Consider the following 18242-nt stretch of genomic DNA (forward strand, 5'->3'; position numbering starts at 1 on the left):
CCATAACCTAGAGCCCGGACTTCACCTTCACCCCATTGAGGTTGTCAGACCTCGGGTGTGAACTGGCCTCATGCCCACTTTCGACTCCTACGCGCAGGGAACGCCCTGCTACGTCGAGCTCACGACCCCCGACACGAGTGCCGCCAAGGCGTTCTACGGCGAGCTCTTCGGCTGGTCGCTGGCCGACAGGCCAGTGGGCGAGAACGGCGAGACCTATGTCACCGTCGCGGTCGAGGGCGATGCGGTCGCCGGCATCTCCAGCCAGATGCCCGAGCTGGCCGGCCACCCCGCCTTCTGGGGCGTCTTCCTGGCGGTCGACGACGTCGACGCCACGGTCGCGGCCGTGCCGACCGCTGGCGGCAAGGTCGACGCCGAGCCGTTCGACGTGAGGGACCTCGGCCGGATGGCCGCGATCCAGGACCCGACCGGCGCGCGGGTCAACCTGTGGGAAGCGCGCAGCGCCATCGGCACGGAGCGGGCCAACGAGCCCGGGACGCCGATCTGGAACGAGCTGGTCAGCCCCGACATCGAGACCGCGACCGGGTTCTACGCCGAGCTGCTGGGCGTGACCTGGGAGGACGCCCCGGTGGCCGAGGACTCGGTGCTGGCGTCCTACAAGATGCTGCAAGTCGACGGCCGAGCCGTCGCCGGGGCGGTCCGGCCGCCGATGGAGGGACTGCCGCCCCACTGGAACGTCTACTTCAACGTCGCCGACGTGGAGGAGAGCGTCGCCAAGGCCGAGTCGCTCGGGGGCAGGACGATGGTCCCCACCTTCGACGTACCCGACGTGGGGCGGATGGCGATGCTCGCCGACCCGCAGGGCGGCAGCTTCTGGCTGATGGGAGCCTCACCCGAGGCCGCCTGAGCCGCTGCGCTACAGCAGCCGACCGGCGCGGTCGGGGCTGGCCGGGTAGACGCCGAGCACCTTGATGTCGGTGGTGAAGAAGGCCAGCTCCTCCAGCGCGCGCTTCAGACCGGGGTCGTCGGGATGGCCGTCGACCTCGGCCAGGAACTGGGTGGCGATGAACTCCCCGCCCACCATGTAGGACTCGAGCTTGGTCATGTTCACGCCGTTGGTGGCGAAGCCGCCGAGTGCCTTGTAGAGCGCCGCGGGCAGGTTGCGCACGTTGAAGATGAAGCTGGTGACCACCGGACCGTTGTTCGCCGGGGCTCGGACGAACTCGCGGGAGAGCACCACGAAGCGGGTGGTGTTGTGGTCCTCGTCCTCGACGTCCTCGGCGAGCACGTCGAGACCGTAGATCTCGGCGGCCATCGGCGGGCTGATGGAGGCCATGCTCGGATCGCCCGCCTCGGCGATCTCGCGAGCCGCGCCGGCGGTGTCGCCCGAGATCACCGGGATCAGGCCGTGCTCGCGGATGATCTTGCGGCACTGGCCGAGCGCGTGCACGTGGCTGTGGACGGTGCGGATCTCGGAGAGCGGTACGCCGGGCAGCGCCATCAGGTGGAACCGGATGCGCAGGAAGTGCTCGGCGATGATGTGCAGGCCCGAGGTGGGCAGGAAGTGGTGGATGTCGGCGACCCGGCCGGCCAGCGAGTTGTCGATCGGGATCATCGCGAGATCGGCCGCCCCCGACTCCACGACTGCGAAGACGTCCTCGAACGAGGCGCACGGCACCGGCTCCAGCTCGGGGTACTCGCGTCGGCACACCATGTCGGAGTTGGAACCGGGCTCGCCCTGGTAGGCGATCCGACGGGCGCGGCCCGTTGGCGGCTGTGTCTTCGGGGTGGGAACCACGGGTCGAAGTCTAGGGTTGGGCACCATGCTGGCCGTGCTGAGTCTCGTCGTCGCGATCCTCGCCCTCATCGGGGTGGCTCTGCTGTGGCGGGAGCGAGCCGTGCAGCGCAATCGGGCCAACTCGGCAGGCGCGCCGCTGCCCGAGGATGTCCTCGGCCTGCGCCAGGAGGTCGCCGCGTTGCGCGCCGAGGGCGCCCAGGCGCTCCGGCACCTGGCGATGGTGCGCTACGACGCCTTCGGCGACATGGGCGGCCACCTCTCCTGGAGCCTCGCCCTGGCCGACGACGCCGGCGACGGGGTGCTACTGACCAGCATCCACGGCCGCAACGACGCTCGGTCCTATGCCAAGACGATCAGCGGCTGGCGCTGCGACGTACAGCTCTCGCCGGAGGAGGAGCAGGCACTGGGCCAGCTGCGTCGTTGAGTCGTTAGTTTTGCAGGCTCGAATCGGGCTTTTTGCAGGGCGAAATGCCCGATTCGAGCCTGCGAAATCCCGGATTCGATGCTGCGGAACTCACGATTCGGGTCAGCGCGGGACGCGCACCAGCAGCCGGGCGTGGAGGCAGGTCATCCGCAGCTCCCGTCCGGCGCCGAGCGAGTCGCCGTCGAGCTCGCGCGGGGTGTCGCGGTCGGCGCGGATGACCACGCTGCTGCCACGCATCCGGTTGACCAGCTCGTCGGTGTGCGGACGCTTGGACAGGATCCGCCAGGCCAGCGGCAGCCAGGACAGGAACCGCTGCGGATGCAGGAGTACGACGTCGAGCAGTCCGTCGTCGATCCGTGCGTCCGGGAGCAGCGGCATCCCCGCGGTGAGGGTGCCGACGTTGCCGACGATGACGGTGCGGGCGCGGTGCTTGGTGGTGGGGCCGCCGTCGATGGAGATCTCCAGCCGGACAGGCGGGAACATCAGTGCCTTCACCCCCGAAAGCACGTAGGCGATCCAGCCGACCCGCTTCTTGATGTCCTCGTTGACGCCCTCCATGATCGCCGCGTCGAAGCCCATCCCCGCCATCACCAGGAAGTGGGTGTCCTCGATGCCGTCGCCGCCGACCTCGACCAGGTCGACCGCGCGGTCCTGGCCGGTCAGGGCGACGTCGATCGCCGCGCGCAGGTAGAGCGGGATGGAGAGGTTGCGGGCGAGCAGGTTGCCGGTGCCGGCGGGGATGATCCCGACCGGGATGCCAGTGCCGGCCAGCTCGGCACAGACCTCGCGGACGGTGCCGTCACCGCCACAGACCATCACCAGGTCCGCCCCGGCGACCGCTGCTGCCGACGCCATCCCGGTGCCGGGATCCTCCACGGTGGTGAAGTGCCAGGTCGGCCGATCCCAGCCCGCCTCGGCCGCCATCGCGGTGACGATCGCCTGGAACTGCCCGACCGACTCGACCTTGATCGGGTTGAGCACCACGTGCAGCGAGCGCCCGCCCGGCACCGAGGCGACCAGCGGCAGCTGGTGCACGGCGTGGCTGCGCGGCACCGGGCTGTAGACGGCCAGCGCGACCAGGACGAGCACCATGCCGAGCAGGAACCCCCCGATCACGTCGGTCGGATAGTGCCGGCCGAGCAGGATCCGGTCGGCCGCCACCGCGAGCACCACCAGGACCAGTCCGGTGTACACCGCCCGGCGTACGCCGGCGCGGCGGACGAACATCGCCACGGTGACCGCGACCGCCCCCGCCAGCGCCGTGGTCCAGGTGACGTGGCCGCTGGGGTAGCCGGGGCCGCCGATCAGGTGGGCGTTCTCCTGCCACGACGGCCGGGACCGGTCGAAGACCCAGGCGATGAGCGGGCGCAGTACGACGGCGGCCAGCGTCGTACCGACCACGAAGATCGCGGCGCGACGGTAGCTCCGGGCCAGTCCGCCGCCCACGATCAGCGCGATCACGATGATCCCGTAGCCGCTGAAGACCAGCTCGATGCCGCGCAGGACGTGGTGCAGCATCCGGTGGCCGGCGGCCCAGTGGGCGGCGTGCTCGGCCCACTGGTCGACGGGCGGGACGCCGTTGACCGCGGAGACGTAGATGCCGAGCAGGACGAAGAGGACCGCGCCGATGGCAGCCCACACCAGGACGGAGCGACGGGGGTGGGCGGACACCCCCTGATTATGCCCGGACCCCCGCGGACAGATCGCGCTGCCCGCGCCTACCTCGCTCTCGCTGCCACGCGCTCGGTCGCCTAGGCTCTGACCGTGATCGACCCGCGCATCCTCCGTGACGACCCCGACCGTGTCCGCGCCTCGCAGCGCAAGCGGGGGGCGAGTGAATCAGCGGTCGACGACGCGCTGGCCGCCGACAAGGCCCGCCGCGAGGCGATCGCGACCTTCGAGAACCTGCGCGCCGAGCAGAAGAAGATGGGCAAGCAGGTCGCCCAGGCCAAGGGCGAGGAGAAGGCTGCCCTGCTGGCCCAGGTCAAGGAGCTCGCCGCCGCGGTCAAGGAAGCCGAGGCCGCCCAGGTTGTGGCCGAGGAGTCCTGGGCCACCGCGCTCAAGGCGATCCCCAACCTGACCGCCGAGGAGACCCCGGCCGGCGGCGAGGACGACTTCGTCCTGATCGAGACCGTCGGCGAGATCCCCACCTTCGACTTCGAGCCGCGTGACCACGTCGAGCTCGGCCGGATGCTGGGCGCGATCGACCTCGAGCGCGGCGCCAAGGTGTCGGGCTCGCGGTTCTACTTCCTCACCGGTGTCGGCGCCGAGCTGGAGTTCGCGCTGATCAACCTGGCGATGGAGCAGGCCCGCGAGGCCGGGTTCACCCAGGTGATCGCGCCCGCGCTGGTCCGCCCCGAGGCGATGGCGGGCACCGGCTTCCTGGACCAGGTCGACGACGGCGTCTACCGGATCGAGGGCGACGACCTCTATCTCGTCGGCACCAGCGAGGTGCCGATGGCGGCCTACCACTCCGACGAGATCCTCGACGCCGCCAGCCTGCCCCTGCGCTACGCGGCCTTCTCGTCCTGCTTCCGCAAGGAGGCCGGCTCGGCGGGCAAGGACACCAAGGGCATCATCCGCGTCCACCAGTTCGAGAAGGTGGAGATGTTCGTCTACACCACCCTCGAGGAGTCGTACGCCGAGCACGCGCGCCTGCTCGCCTGGGAGAAGGCGTTCCTGGACAAGCTCGAGCTGGCCTACCGCGTCATCGACGTCGCCGCCGGCGACCTCGGGCCGTCCGCGGCCCGCAAGTTCGACTGCGAGGCCTGGATCCCGACGCAGGGCAAGTACCGCGAGCTCACCTCCGCCTCCAACTGCACCGAGTTCCAGGCGCGCCGCCTCGACATCCGTCAGCGGGCCTCGACGGGCTCGACCACCGGGACGGCGACGGCTCCGGTCGCGACGCTGAACGGCACGCTGACGGCCATCACCCGCGCGATCGTGGCGATCCTGGAGACCCACCAGCAGGCCGACGGCTCTATCCGGGTGCCGAAGGCACTGCAGAAATGGCTCGGCCGCGAGGTGCTCACCCCGATCGCGGGCTGAGCCGGACCATGGCATCGAGCGAGGCGGACGACGTCCTGGACGAGCGTGCCGGCGACCGGCGGGCGAACGACCGTGAGGCGGACGACCGACGGGCGAGCGACCCGCGGCGGGCCCGCCGGCTGCGCCGCCGTGCGGCGGCCCGCGGCGGCATGCCGGCCGACTGGCGCCCCAAGGTCATCGCCCTCGACATCGACGGCACCCTGCTCAAGTGGGTCGAGGGCACCGGGGCCACCTCGGAGGTGATGACCGAAGCGGTGAAGGAGGCGGTCCGCCGCGCCTACGACGCCGGCGCCCACATCGTGCTGGCCTCCGGCCGCTCACCGCACGGCATGACCCGGGTCGCCGACCTGCTCGACCTGCCCCGCGACGGCGAGGACCGGCTCTGGATCGTCGCGTCCAACGGTGCGGTGATCGTCCGCTACCCACCGCTGGACGTGGTGCACGAGGAGCTCTTCGACGCCGGCCCGGCGGTGCGGGCCATCATGGCGGACCAACCCTCCGCGCTGGTCGCGGTCGAGGAGCGTGGCGTCGGCTACCGGCTCAACGACCACTTCCCGCCCGGTGAACTCAGTGGCGAGATGACGCTGGTCGACGTCGAGGAGCTGGTCAAGGAGCCGGTCTCCCGCGTCATCATCCGCAACCCGGCGGCGAGCGCCGAGGAGTTCATGGAGATGGGCCGGCGGATCGGCCTGCAGGGCATCTCCTACGTCGTCGGCTGGACGGCCTGGCTCGACCTGACCCCGATCGGGGTCTCCAAGGCATCCGGGCTCTCCTACGTCGTGGATCAGCTCGGGCTGGAGCCCTCCGACGTACTCGCGATCGGGGACGGGCGCAACGACCTGGAGATGTTCGCCTGGGCCGGCCGATCGGTGGCGATGGGCCAGTCGATCCCCGAGGTGCTCGAGGCCGCCGACGCGGTGACGCTCTCGGTCGAGGAGGACGGCGCGGCCGTGGAGATCTCGCGGTGGTTCTGAGCCTCGCGGCCATCCGTACCGAGCGACTGGTGCTGCCGCTGTGGAGCGCCGCGGATGTTGCAGCGATCCGCGCCGGAAGCCGGGACGCCCGCGACAGCGACTCGCGCGGTGAGTGGCATCCCGAGTTCCCCCGGCCCGACGACGTCGCGGCCGCCTCGCTGTGGCACGCCGACGACGCCTGGGGACCGCGCTCGATCGCCCGCGGCCGGACGGTGCTGGGCTCGATCGGCTTCTTCGGACCGCCCGACTCAGGTGTTGCCGGCGCCGAGGTGGAGGTGGGCTACGGCCTGGTCCGTGAGGCGTGGGGCTGGGGCTTCGCGACCGAGGCGTTGCAAGGTCTGCTCGCCGAGCTCGACGCCGGCGTCGCTGTGCGCGCCTCTATCCGGCCGGAGAACGCCTCGTCGCTGCGGGTCGTCGCCAAGTGCGGCTTCACCCAGTTGCGAGGCACCACCGACGACGGCGAACTGGTGATGGTCCGGCCCGCTCAGGGTTGAGAGGTCACCTTCCGCGGGCCGAGAGGTCACCTTCCGCGGGCCGAGAGGTCACCTTCTGCGGCGTGAGTGGCCGCTGCGACCTTCTCGGCGTACATCCGCTCGTCGGCGAGGTTGACCAGCTGGGCCGCCGAGAGCTGCGAGTGCGGCCCGACCTCGACGTACCCGATCGCGGCGGAGACACCGCGCAGCGTCAGCTCTTCGAGGATGCGCTTCTTGATCGCCTCACCCGGGATCGGCGGGTCGATGGCGAGCGCGCAGAACTCGTCCCCACCCATCCGCGCGACCAGGTGGCCCTCTCGCGACAGCCCGGCGAGCACGTCGGCGGCCGCCCGGATGTAGGCGTCCCCGGCCTCGTGTCCGTCTCGGTCGTTGACCGTCTTGAGTCCGTTGAGGTCGACGTACGTCATCACCGCGTCGAGGTTGGCGGAGCGCGCGGCGTCGATGGTGGCCTGCGCCGAGAGCGCGAACCCGCGACGATTGAGCAGGCCGGTCAGCTCGTCGGTGGTCGCCCTGACCTTGGCGGCGGTGAGCTCGGCGAAGATGGCGACGTTCTCCATTGCGACCGATGCTGAGTCGGCGAGCGCCTGCAGCAGCCGGACCTCGGCGTCGGTCGGCTCATGCTGATCGGCCCAGTAGTTGCCGATCGCGCCGATCGGGTCGACCGAGCGGATCGGCACCATCGCCAGCGACTTCACGAACGTGGGGCGGTAGGCATCGTGCGGGATGCGCGGATCGGCGTAGATGTCACGGATGGTCGCGGGCTGCCGGTGCAGCATCGCCCAGCCGCTGATGCAGGTCTCCAACGGGAAGCGCATCCCACTCCACAGCGGTGCGATCGCGTCCTCGTCGACGTAGTAGCACGCGCCGTCCTCGCGCAGGATGAAGGTCGCGCCGTCGGCGCCGCAGAGGTCCCGCGCAGCGTGCCGCACGATCTCCACGACCTGCTCCAGCGTGCGCGCCATGGAGAGCTCCTGGACCGCGACCAGGAGGCGGTCCACTCCGTGGAGGGGCAGGTTGCCGGAGATCATCGCCAACAGGATAGGGAGACAATGGCTCTCGTGAAACCCAAGCTCGTGGCCACCGACCTCGACGGCACGCTGGTGCGCAAGGACGGCACCGTCTCGCCGTACACCCGGGAGGTGCTCACGCGGCTCGAGGCGTTGGGCGTGCCGGTGATCTTCGTGACCGGCCGGCCGCTGCGCTGGACCACCCCGGTCTTCGAGCACGTCGGATCACACGGACTGGCGATCGTCTCCAACGGCGCGCTGGTGTGGGACGTCGCCGAGAACGTTCCGCGGTTGTCGCACGCGCTGGAGAGCCAGGTGTCCTTCGAGGTCGCCTCGCGGATCCGGGAGGCCCTGCCCGGCTCGTTCTTCGGTGCCGAGCGGATCGACGGCTTCGCCCTCGAGCCCGGCTTCCCCGCGGGGCGCGAGGAGGCGCCCCAGCAGGAGCTGGCCGAGCTCACGGCCACGCCGATGCTCAAGCTGCTCAGCCTGCACCCCGAGCACCAGCCCGACGATTACGGCAAGCGAGCCCAGGAGGCTGTCGGCGAGCTCGCCACCGTCACCCACTCCTCCACCTTCGCGCTGCTGGAGATCAGCGCGTACGGCGTCACCAAGGCCAGCACGCTGGCGCAGGTCGCCGAGTCGCTCGGCGTCAGGGCCGCGGACGTGATCGCGTTCGGCGACATGCCCAACGACCTGGCCATGCTGACCTGGGCGGGTCGGTCGTTCGCGATGGCGGACGCTCATCCGACGGTCCGGGAGTGCGCCGGCGGCCTCGCGCCCTCGCACGAGGAGGACGGTGTCGCACGCGTGCTCGCCGAGGTGTTCGACCTGTGATCTGGTTCGATGGGCGCATGCGTCGCACCGTTCCGGGCCTCTTCGCCGTGCTCCTCGGCACCCTCGCCCTCGTGGGCGCGCCCGCCACCTCGTACGCCGCCACCGCGTGCACGCCGCTCGCCCCCACGGCAGCGGCGCAGGAGGCCGATGCCGTCTTCACCGGTGTGCTGGCGGGCGCCGGGCAGACCGACGACAGCGTCAAACCGAAGCGATTCACCTACCCGGTGACGGTGCAGACCAGCCTCAAGGGCAGCGCCACGGGCCGGGTCACCGTCATCACCCGCGGCGGCAGCTGCGGCATCGGCCGGCTGCAGCCCGGCACGCAGTACCTGTTCTTCGTCAACGCGCACGGCCAGGCCTGGCTCGCCCCCGGCACGCTCGGCACCACCTCGCAGAACGTGCCGGCCACCGAGCAGCAGGTCGTCGCGGCCCTGGCACCCCCGACCGTGACCTTCGGCGAGCCGAAGGTCGGGGCCCCGGAATCCCTGCGCCGCATCGCCGCACCGGGCGTGGCACTGGTGCTGATCGGGCTGCTCGGGCTGCTGTTCGTGCGGCGCAGTCCGCGCACGCACGTCTGAGCCGGGTCTCGGGGTCAGGCCGCCCGCGCGGTGCCGGCGGCTCGCCGTGACCGCAGGCCCGAGAGCCAGACGCCGAAGCCGAGCAGCGGCAGCACCGCGCCGAGCCAGCACACGCCTGTCCAGCCGCTGCGGCTGTGCACGAAGCCTGTCAGCAGCGAGGCCAGGGTGCCGCCGACGAAGATCGTCGTCATGTAGACGGTGTTGATCCGTGCGCGTGCCTCGGGTCGCAGGCCGTAGACGACGTACTGCCCCATCACCTGGTGGGACTGGACGCCGAAGTCGAGCACCACGGCAGCGATCGCGAGCAGCAGGATCGAGCCGTGGCCGAGGCCGGCGAGCAGGAACGTGGTGGAGGCGAGGAGGAGCGCGATCCCGCTGCAGACCTCGCCGTACCCCTTGTCGGCGAGCCTGCCCGCCACCGGGGCGGCTGCCGCGCCGCCGGCTCCGACCAGCGCGAAGAGGGCGATCTGACCCTGGCTCAGGCCGTGCTCAGCGATCAGCTCGTAGGCGATGGCGGTCCAGAAGGCGGTGAAGGCGCCGAACATCGAGGCCTGGGCCAGCGCCTTGCGGCGCAGCGCGGGCTCCTCCCGCGCGACCTGTACGACGCCGGCCAGCATCGCGCGGTAGCTGGTCCGCTGCGGGGGCCGGTGGGTGGGGAGCGTGCGCCGCAGCACCACGGAGAGGAGCACCATCAGCACGGCCGAGATGAGGTAGATGGCGCGCCAATCGAGGAACTGTGCGACGGCGCTGGCGACGCTGCGCGCCAGCAGGATGCCGAGCAGCAGCCCGCTCATCACCTTGCCGACGAACTCGCCCTGCTGGCCCTCGGGCGCCAGGTGGGCCGCCATCGGCACCAGGATCTGCACCACCACGGAGGTGATCCCGACCAGGACGGACAGCGCCAGGAACGCACCGAAGACCGGCGAGAAGGCCGCGAGCGCTAGCGCAACAGCGGTGCCGAGCAGCATCCTGGTCACGAGCGCCCTGCTCTCCAGCAGGTCGCCCAACGGAACCAGGAAGAGCAGCCCGAGCGCATAACCGGCCTGGGTGAACGTGACGACCAACGAGGCGGTGCCCTCGCTGACCCCGAAGTCGTGCGCGATCAGGTCGAGCAGCGGCTGGGAGTAGTAGATGTTGGCGACCGCGAGCCCACACGCCGCCGCCATCACCACGTTGAGCAGGCGTAGCGAGATGGGCGACTCGGTCGTCAGGGTGGTCACGGACCTACTCAACGGCACCCGACGGTGGATCCATTCCGAATGCTTCGCGCGGATCCTCCTCCTCGCTCGCGTCCGCCTCGGCCAGGAGCAGGGCGGCTCGCAGCGCTGCGTCGGCCGCGATCTCGACCTCCTCGGCCACCCGGTCGCGACGATGCGGCGCGGGCCCCGGCTCGGACGCCCGACGTGCAGTCAGCTCCTCGCGCCCGATCCCGCGTAGTTGCAGCAGCACGAGCGGGTCCTGATCGAGCAGGTCCGTCACCTGGACGAGTACGCCGATGACGTGCTCGCACACATCTCCGTGCCGGCTCGCGCGCTGCCAGTGCGGGCAGCTGCACGTGGCACCGAGCTCGACGCCATAGGGCACCAGCTCGACCCCGGCCTCCTCGGCGTGCTCGACCAGGTCGTGCGGCAGCTCGCCGGACAGCAGGGCGTCCGCGTGGCCGGTGACGACCTCCAGGAAGGCGGCACGGCCGTCCTCGTCGAGCGGCGGCACCGTCCCGGTGATCGTCCAGACGCCCGGATCCTCCGCGACTCCGGCGGCGAACCGGCCGATGTCGACCACCACACCACCGATCCGACCCGAGCGGGCCAGTGCTCGCGCGTGCAGCAGCTGGGTCTCGTCGTAGGCGATCTCCTCCACCGCCCGCCAGAACGCACGGCCCCACCACGACCGCAACCGGCGGGAGGCCCGACGGTGTGGCTCCTGGGGGAAGATCAGAGCGGTCATGTCAGCGCCACCAGGCTGCGCAGCTCAGCGTCGGTGAGCTCGGTCAACGCGGCCTCGCCGCTGCCCAGCACCGCGTCGGCGAGGGCGCGCTTGCGGGTGAGCAGCTCTGCGACCTTCTCCTCGACGGTGCCGCGGGTGATCAGGCGGTGCACCTGCACGGGCTTGGTCTGCCCGATCCGGTAGGCGCGGTCGGTGGCCTGGTCCTCGACGGCGGGGTTCCACCAGCGGTCGACGTGGATGACGTGGTCGGCGCGGGTGAGGTTGAGCCCGACACCGCCGGCCTGCAGCGAGAGCAGGAAGACCGGCGCGCTCTGCGGATCGTGGGGATCTTGGAAGCGCCGCACCATCCGCTCGCGCTCTGGAACCGGAGTGCCGCCGTGCAGGAACTGATACGGCACCCCCGTGGCCGCCCAGTGCGCCTCCAACAGCCGCGCCATCGCGACGTACTGGGTGAAGACCAGCACCGCGCCGTCCTCGGCCAGCACCGTCTCGAGCAGCTCGTCGAGCAGGTCGATCTTCTGACTGCGGCCCGCGATCCGGCCGCTCTGCTGCTTGAGGAACTGGGCGGGGTGGTTGCAGATCTGCTTCAGCCCGGTCAGCAGCATCAGCACCAGACCCCGCCGCGTGGCCGGGTCGGCGCGCTCGATCCGCTCCATCGAGTCGCGGACGAAGGACTCGTAGAGGACCGCTTGCTCGCGGGTCAGTGCCAGCGGGTGGTCGGTCTCGGTCTTCGGCGGCAGCTCGGGTGCGATGCCGGGGTCGGACTTGCGCCGGCGCAGCAGGAACGGTGCGATCAGGGCGGCGAACAGTTGCGTCATCCGCTCGTCGACGCCGGCTTCGATCTGGCTGGCCCAGGCCCGCCGGAAGGCCAACCGGCTGCCGAGCAGTCCGGGCACGCACCAGTCGAGGATCGCCCAGAGCTCGGTGAGATTGTTCTCCACCGGCGTGCCGGTGAGCGCCACCCGTGCGCGGCTGGTGATCGTGCGGATCGCCTTGGCCGTCGCGGAGGCGGCGTTCTTGAGGTGCTGAGCCTCGTCGGCGACGACCAGGTCCCACGGCACCTCAGCGAGGACGGCAGCGTCGCGCCGCATGGTGCCGTAGGTGGTCAGCACGAACCCGGCTCCTACGCCGTCGAGGTCCCGCGCGGCCCCGTGGAACCGCCGCACCGCCACCCCGGGTGCGAACCGGGCGATCTCCGCCTCCCAGTTGCCGAGCAGGCTGGCCGGACAGACCACCAGGGTGGGGCCGGCCGCCCGGTGCAGGTGCAGCGCGACGAGCGTGATCGTCTTGCCGAGCCCCATGTCGTCGGCCAGGCAGCCGCCGAGTCCGAGCCCGGTGACCTCGGCGAGCCACGTCAGGCCACGGCGTTGGTAGTCGCGTAGATCGGCCCGCAGGCCCGGCGGCACAGGGACCAGTGGCGCCTCCACCACGCCGGCCACCCGGTCGCGCAGCCGCCCGATGCTGGCACCCACGACGACCTGCTCGCCCGGCGCCTCCTGCGCCACCTTCTCGGCCACCTTCTCCGGCAGCGTCCCGGTCAGCGCTGTGGCCAGCGCCTCCGTCGCCGTCACCCGCCGCAGCAGCCGCTTGCGTGCCTTGCGGGTGATGCTGGGATGGACGACGGTCCAGGAGCCGCGCAGCTTGAGCATCGGTGAGGCGGCGCTCGCCAAGGCGTCCATCTCGGCCGAGGTCAGCTCTGCGCCGTCGATCGCGAGCTCCCACTTGAACGCACAGGTCTGCTCGACGCCGAACAGTCCGTCCTGCATGAGGTCCTCGTGCGGTGCTTCGCTGCGATCGACGACGACGCGCGCTGTCAGCTCGCCGGTGAGCGAACGCGGCCACAGGACGTCGATGGCACGGCTCTTCAGCGCTCCGACGCCGTCCTCGAGGAGGCTGCCCAGCTCCGCCGTGTCGAGCGTGATCTCGTCGGGGACCGGCAGGTCGAGCAGCCTGTCGAGCACCGGCCACGCTTCCGCGGCACCCCGCAGCGCGACGAGGGCGTGCGTGCGGGCCCTGTCACCGAAGCCGTGCTCCTCCCAGCTCTCCCGCCACAGCCTGGCCAGATCGACCACGTGCAGCGGGTCGTTGTCGTCGTGCGCCTGCGGCACCAGTCGGATCGATCCGCCGACCAGCTCCTCCTCGTCCGCCTCGACGCGCAGGGAGACCGAGACCAACTGCGGCAGATCCGCGCCCGCGGGCGCCGTGACGTGCCGGGCCAGTCGGGCGCGCAGCCGGTCCTGGAAGGCGTCGTCGGTCGAGGAGACCGCACTGGTGACCCCAGCCGGTCGAGAGCCGGGCGCGGGCGCCGCTCGTGGCACCGCATCGGCCACCGCGTCGAGGACGGAGCGGACGATCTCCTCGGCGCCGGTCACGTCGACCTCGGCGTACGCACGGGACCTGGCCAGCATCAGCACCCGGTCCTCGTCGTCGCCCTCGACCACCGCGCGCCAGCCCGGCTCGAGGCCGTCCCCCGGCTCGATGCGGCCGGCGGCGACCAGCCGGAGGCCGAGCATGACCGCACCCGTGAGCAGGGCGACCGAGGGATGCAGATCCTCGCGGCGATGTGCCTTGCTGAGCACCGGGATCGCCGCCGCCATCGGCATCGCGACCGTGCGGCCGCCGCCGAACTCCACCACCGAGGCACGCGGCGGCCGTGCGGCCCGGAAGGCCGCGGCACCGGTGAGGGAGTAGAGCGAGCTCATGGCCAGAACCTAACCGCCAGCCCCGACAGTCCCCATCTCCTCACCGGCCGAGGGGCTGGTGCAGGATGTGCGCCATGACAGCCACGACGCTGCGCTTCGAGCTCGACGACCTCACCCGCCCCTCCGTCCACCGGCTCCTCGAGCAGCACCTCGACGACATGTACGCGACCTCGCCCGCAGAGAGCGTGCACGCGCTCGACCTGGCGGCCCTGCGTACGCCGGAGGTCGAGTTCTGGTCGGTCTGGGAGGGCGACGAGGTCCGCGGGACCGGAGCGCTCAAGCGGCTCTCGGCCACCGACGCAGAGCTCAAGTCGATGCGTACGACGGCGCAGGCCCGAGGCGCCGGCGTCGGCACAGCGATGGTCGATCACCTGCTCGGCCGTGCTCGCTCCGCGGGCTACACGACCCTGTGGCTGGAGACCGGCACCGAGGATTTCTTCGCACCCGCGCGCCGCCTCTACGCCCGGCACGGCTTCGTCGAGTGCGGACCGTTCGGCGACTACTCGCTCGACCCGCACAGCACGTACATGACACGGGCGTTGTGAGCCGGCGCTAGGCTCGCGGACATGAGCATCCTCGACGCCCCCATCGCTCGGCTCGACGGCACGTCTGCGACCCTCGGCGAGCTGACCGGCGGCCGCCCCGCGCTCCTCGTCAACGTCGCCAGCAAGTGCGGCCTCACCCCGCAGTACGAGGGCTTGGAGAAGCTCGCCGAGTCCTACCCGGGCCTTGCGGTGATCGGGTTCCCCTGCAACCAGTTCATGGGGCAGGAGCCGGGCTCGCCGGAGGAGATCGCCGAGTTCTGCTCAGCGACGTACGGCGTGACCTTCCCGCTCACCGAGAAGATCGAGGTCAACGGAGAGGGCCGGCACCCGATCTACCAGGAGCTCACCAAGGCCGCGGACGAGGCCGGCACCGACGGCGACATCCAGTGGAACTTCGAGAAGTTCCTCGTCTCCGTCGACGGTGAGGTGCTGCAGCGGTTCAGCCCGCGCACCGAGCCCGAGGACCCGCGCGTCGTCGACGCGATCACCGCGCTGCTCGACTGAGCACGCCCCCGCGGGGGGCGAACCTAAGGAGTCCCTGGCAAAGCGGGCGCCTCTCATCAGATCGCGCCCGTCATAGTCGACCATGTCAATATGGCACAGGTACGACGGGCACGGGCCGTGCTCGCCTCCGCAACGCTGCTGACGATCGCGTTGGTCGGGGTGCTGCTCGCAGCGCCGTCCCCCTCGGTCGCCGCGACCTCCGAACCGGTCGGCTGCAACGTCGACGTGCTGCCCGGCCAGGCGCGCTGCTACGCGACGATCCAGCGCCCGACCGTCGCGACGACGCCGGGCGGTGTGCGCTCTTTTACGACCGCGCCGGACGTGGCGCACGGGATCACGCCGGCGGACATCGCCACGTTGTACGACCTGCCGCCCGCGTCTGAAGCTGACACGCCCGGCTCGGGTCCCGCCGTCGCACTGGTCGAGGAGGGTGACGTGCCCGAGCTCGACGCGGAGTTGGCCACCTATCGGACCCAATACAACCTCGGCGCCTGTTCCGTCACCTCCGGCTGTCTGTCCGTGGTCAACCAGCAGGGCCGCACCTCACCACTGCCCGCCGCCGACCCCGACTGGGCGTGGGAGACCATGATGGACGTCGAGGCTGTCGCAGCAGCGTGCCCCGCCTGCAAGATCCTCGTCGTGGAGGCCGCCTCGACCTACACGGACGACCTCGACATCGCAGCCGCCACCGCAGCCGCCAGTGCCGATTACGTGTCGATGTCGTGGGGCTCCTCCGACGATGGCCTACGAGCTCGGGACGTGGCGGCCTCCGAACGAACCTTCAGCACAGCCGGCGTCACCTTCGTCGCCGCCACCGGTGACTTCGGGTGGCACACCTACATTCCCGCCGACGACGGCAATCCCCAGGACAGCCTCGCCTGCGGGGCAACCAGCATGCCGTCGACGCCCGGCGACACCCACTCCTGCACCAGCTACCCGGCCAGCTCGACGCACGTGATCGCCGCCGGCGGCACCACGCCGGTGCTGGCGAGCGACGGCAGCCTGTCCGAGCAGATGTGGGGCGATGCGGACGACGACGGCTCCCCGAACGCCGGCGGCGTTTCATCGGGCTGCTCCGGCTGGACCAAGATGAACGCCGCGCAGGCGTTGAACGGGCGCGCCCGGGGTGCGTGTGGCACGGCGCGCGGAACGGCCGACATCTCCGCACTGGCCGACGGCTTCTCGATGTACCACCACGACACCGACACCGACCGGAACTGGTGGATCGGCGGCGGCACCTCGCTGGCCGCGCCCCTCCTGACCGCGATGTACGCCCGGGCCGGCAACCACACCAGCCCGTTCGAAATCTACGCCCGCGCGACCGCCCAGCCCGACGCCTTCAACGACATCACCAGCGGAACGGCGACCCGTGGTTGCCCGATCTCCGATCGGTGGCACCTGTGCAGCGACGGCGTCGGTTGGGACGGACCCACGGGACTGGGCACTCCGCATGGCCTCGAGAGCCTCGAGCCCTACGACGGTCCGATCCTCGACGACCCGATCCCGGCCGACTACCTCGTTCCCATCACCGCCTCCGCCTCGCCGTCGACCTCGCCGTCGCCCGTTGCTCTCAGGCCGATCCGGCACTCCGGCAAGGTCAAGGTCAGCGGCAAGGCACGGGTGCGCGCCAGGCTGAAGGCGGCGTACGGGAGCTTCGACGCAGGCACCACCGCGACCGTCACCTGGCTGGTCAACGGCAGGCCGGTCGCGCACGGCAAGCACCTGCGGGTGAAGAAGGCGTGGCTCAAGCACAGGATCAGGTACGTCGTGACGGCCACCGGGGCCGGTCGCACGCCGCTTTCGCTGACCTCGCCGACGGTGAAGGTGAAGCGCTGACGCGAGCGGCGACCGGCCCGGTTGTGAGGGCTGTCACCTGCTGATCAGGTTTATCGACTCTGAGACTGTCGGTGGTCCCACCTAGTCTTTACGGGTGACCACCGATCTCTCACCTCAGGCCGAGCCCGGCGCCTCGGAGAAGCTCGACGCCCGCGTGCTCATCGTCGCCGGCGTCGTCGTCCTGGGCTCGATCATGTCGATCCTGGACATCACCGTCGTGAACGTCGCGATGGCGACGTTCATGAAGGCGTTCGGCAAGACCCAGGCCCAGGTCGCCTGGGTCGCCACCGGCTACACGCTCGCCCTGGCGACGGTCATCCCCCTGACCGGCTGGGCGGCCGAGCGGTTCGGCACCAAGCGCCTCTACATGCTGGCGATCCTACTCTTCGCGCTCGGCTCGGCGCTGTGTGCGACCGCGCCCAACCTCGAGACGCTGATCGTCTTCCGCGTGCTGCAGGGTCTCGGCGGCGGCATGCTGATGCCTCTCGGCATGACGATCCTGACCCGCGCTGCTGGTCCCGAGCGGATCGGCCGCGTGATGGCGGTCCTGGGGGTGCCGATGCTGCTGGGTCCGATCCTCGGGCCGATCCTCGGCGGCTGGCTGATCGACGTCGCCTCGTGGCACTGGATCTTCCTGGTCAACGTCCCGCTCGGGGCGATCGCCCTGATCTACGCCTGGCGCGTGCTCGACAAGGACAACCCGCAGTCCTCGGAGAGCTTCGACTTCGTCGGCATGCTGCTTCTCTCTCCCGGCCTGGCCTGCTTCCTCTACGGCGTCAGCTCCATCCCGGCCGCCCAGGCGAATCACGGCACCATGTGGACCGCCGGCGTCCTCTGGCCGGCTGTCATCGGCCTGGTTCTCGTGGTCGCGTTCGTGCCGTGGGCGCTGCGCAAGGCCAACATCCACCCGCTGCTGGACCTGCGCCTCTTCCAGGACCGCAACATGAGCGTCTCCGTGATCGCGATCTCGCTGTTCGCGATCGCCTTCTTCGGCGCGAGCCTGCTGCTGCCGACCTACTTCCAGGAGGTCCGCGGGGCCTCGCCGCTGAAGTCCGGCGTGCTCCTGGCACCGCAGGGGATCGGCGCGATGATCACCATGCCGGTGGCAGGCGTGCTGGCCGACAAGCTCGGCGCCGGCAAGGTCGTGATCCCCGGCATCGTGCTCATCACCGTCAGTATGGCCATGTGGATCCCCGTCTCGGACACCACCTCGACCGGCTATCTCCTCGGCGCGCTGTTCATCATGGGGCTGGGCATGGGCTGCACGATGATGCCGATCTACTCCGCTGCGATGGCGACGCTCCGCGATCACACCATCGCGCGCGGCTCCACCCTGATGAACATCGTGCAGCAGATCGCCGCCTCCATCGGCACAGCGCTGTTCTCGGTGCTGCTGACCAACTACGTCAAGAACAACGTGACCGTTCCCGCGACGGACCCCAAGTGGGCCGGACAGATGGCTGAGGCCTTCGGCGCCGTCTTCGTCGTCGCCACGATCCTGGTCGCTGTCGTCCTGATCCCGGCGTTCTTCCTGCCCCGCAGCAAGAGCCAGGAGCTGGGCACCAAGCCGGTCGTCATGCACTGACGCCGACT

General features: G+C 70.7%; 17 protein-coding genes. 11 read left to right on the plus strand and 6 right to left on the minus strand.

What is annotated here, in order from left to right:
• The first annotated feature begins 70 nt into the window (after positions 1–70).
• Positions 71–865, plus strand: a complete 795-nt coding sequence (locus tag H036_RS0103750) for a VOC family protein (protein WP_017933439.1) — start codon at positions 71–73, stop codon at positions 863–865.
• Between the two features lie 9 nt (positions 866–874).
• On the opposite strand, the gene H036_RS0103755 is transcribed toward H036_RS0103750, so the two are convergent.
• Positions 875–1756, minus strand: a complete 882-nt coding sequence (locus H036_RS0103755) for a prephenate dehydratase (RefSeq protein WP_232421788.1) — start codon at positions 1754–1756, stop codon at positions 875–877.
• Positions 1757–1781: 25 nt separating this feature from the next.
• Here H036_RS0103755 and H036_RS0103760 point away from each other — a divergent pair, with 25 nt between their 5' ends.
• Positions 1782–2180 carry a DUF4446 family protein gene (locus tag H036_RS0103760; RefSeq protein ID WP_017933441.1) on the plus strand — a complete coding sequence of 133 codons (399 nt, stop codon included), beginning with the start codon at positions 1782–1784 and terminating at the stop codon, positions 2178–2180.
• A 102-nt stretch (positions 2181–2282) separates the two neighbouring features.
• Here the strand turns inward: H036_RS0103760 and H036_RS0103765 are convergent, their stop codons facing one another.
• On the minus strand, positions 2283–3851 hold the full coding sequence (locus tag H036_RS0103765; RefSeq protein WP_017933442.1) for a YegS/Rv2252/BmrU family lipid kinase: 1569 nt from the start codon (positions 3849–3851) through the stop codon (positions 2283–2285).
• Between the two features lie 93 nt (positions 3852–3944).
• On the opposite strand from H036_RS0103765, the gene serS reads away from it, so the two are divergent.
• From serS to H036_RS0103780, 3 genes are read left to right on the plus strand one after another with little or no spacing between them, the layout of a single operon-like run.
• Entirely contained in the window at positions 3945–5228 is a 1284-nt protein-coding gene (serS, locus tag H036_RS0103770) for a serine--tRNA ligase (RefSeq protein WP_017933443.1), read from the plus strand.
• A gap of 8 nt (positions 5229–5236) precedes the next feature.
• Positions 5237–6202, plus strand: a complete 966-nt coding sequence (locus H036_RS0103775; protein WP_232421789.1) for an HAD family hydrolase — start codon at positions 5237–5239, stop codon at positions 6200–6202.
• A complete protein-coding gene (locus H036_RS0103780; protein WP_017933445.1) occupies positions 6193–6696 on the plus strand; it encodes a GNAT family N-acetyltransferase in 504 nt (167 codons plus the stop codon). Before H036_RS0103775 ends, H036_RS0103780 begins: the two co-directional genes overlap by 10 nt.
• 26 nt (positions 6697–6722) lie before the next feature.
• Here H036_RS0103780 and H036_RS0103785 read toward each other — a convergent pair whose 3' ends face one another.
• Positions 6723–7724 (minus strand): sensor domain-containing diguanylate cyclase, encoded by a 1002-nt coding sequence (locus H036_RS0103785; protein ID WP_017933446.1) that lies wholly within the window; start codon positions 7722–7724, stop codon positions 6723–6725.
• 21 nt (positions 7725–7745) lie between these two features.
• Between H036_RS0103785 and H036_RS0103790 the strand changes: the two genes are divergently transcribed.
• Positions 7746–8537: an HAD family hydrolase gene (locus tag H036_RS0103790; protein WP_017933447.1), complete on the plus strand. Its 792-nt coding sequence runs from the start codon at positions 7746–7748 to the stop codon at positions 8535–8537.
• Positions 8538–8554: 17 nt separating this feature from the next.
• A complete protein-coding gene (locus H036_RS0103795) occupies positions 8555–9115 on the plus strand; it encodes a hypothetical protein (RefSeq protein ID WP_017933448.1) in 561 nt (186 codons plus the stop codon).
• Positions 9116–9129: 14 nt separating this feature from the next.
• Here the strand turns inward: H036_RS0103795 and H036_RS0103800 are convergent, their stop codons facing one another.
• Genes H036_RS0103800 through H036_RS0103810 form a run of 3 tightly spaced genes read right to left on the minus strand, consistent with a single transcriptional unit; the run spans position 9130 to position 13764 of the window.
• A complete protein-coding gene (locus H036_RS0103800) occupies positions 9130–10335 on the minus strand; it encodes an MFS transporter (RefSeq protein WP_017933449.1) in 1206 nt (401 codons plus the stop codon).
• Between the two features lie 4 nt (positions 10336–10339).
• Positions 10340–11062 carry an SWIM zinc finger family protein gene (locus H036_RS21735; protein WP_017933450.1) on the minus strand — a complete coding sequence of 241 codons (723 nt, stop codon included), beginning with the start codon at positions 11060–11062 and terminating at the stop codon, positions 10340–10342.
• Positions 11059–13764: a DEAD/DEAH box helicase gene (locus H036_RS0103810; protein WP_017933451.1), complete on the minus strand. Its 2706-nt coding sequence runs from the start codon at positions 13762–13764 to the stop codon at positions 11059–11061. The genes H036_RS21735 and H036_RS0103810 overlap by 4 nt, the downstream gene beginning before the upstream one ends.
• A 74-nt stretch (positions 13765–13838) precedes the next feature.
• On the opposite strand from H036_RS0103810, the gene H036_RS0103815 reads away from it, so the two are divergent.
• The 4 genes from H036_RS0103815 (at position 13839) to H036_RS0103830 (ending at position 18234) form a co-directional block, all read left to right on the plus strand.
• The gene (locus H036_RS0103815; protein ID WP_017933452.1) at positions 13839–14309 is read left to right on the plus strand and encodes a GNAT family N-acetyltransferase; all 471 of its coding nucleotides are present in this window, start codon (positions 13839–13841) and stop codon (positions 14307–14309) included.
• 21 nt (positions 14310–14330) lie between these two features.
• A complete protein-coding gene (locus tag H036_RS0103820) occupies positions 14331–14813 on the plus strand; it encodes a glutathione peroxidase (RefSeq protein WP_017933453.1) in 483 nt (160 codons plus the stop codon).
• A 90-nt stretch (positions 14814–14903) separates the two neighbouring features.
• A complete protein-coding gene (locus H036_RS0103825; protein WP_157416974.1) occupies positions 14904–16649 on the plus strand; it encodes a hypothetical protein in 1746 nt (581 codons plus the stop codon).
• A 94-nt stretch (positions 16650–16743) separates the two neighbouring features.
• Entirely contained in the window at positions 16744–18234 is a 1491-nt protein-coding gene (locus tag H036_RS0103830) for a DHA2 family efflux MFS transporter permease subunit (protein ID WP_017933455.1), read from the plus strand.
• Positions 18235–18242: the final 8 nt, after the last annotated feature.

It is taken from the genome of Nocardioides sp. Iso805N (genome assembly GCF_000364605.1).
Lineage (GTDB): Bacteria > Actinomycetota > Actinomycetes > Propionibacteriales > Nocardioidaceae > Nocardioides.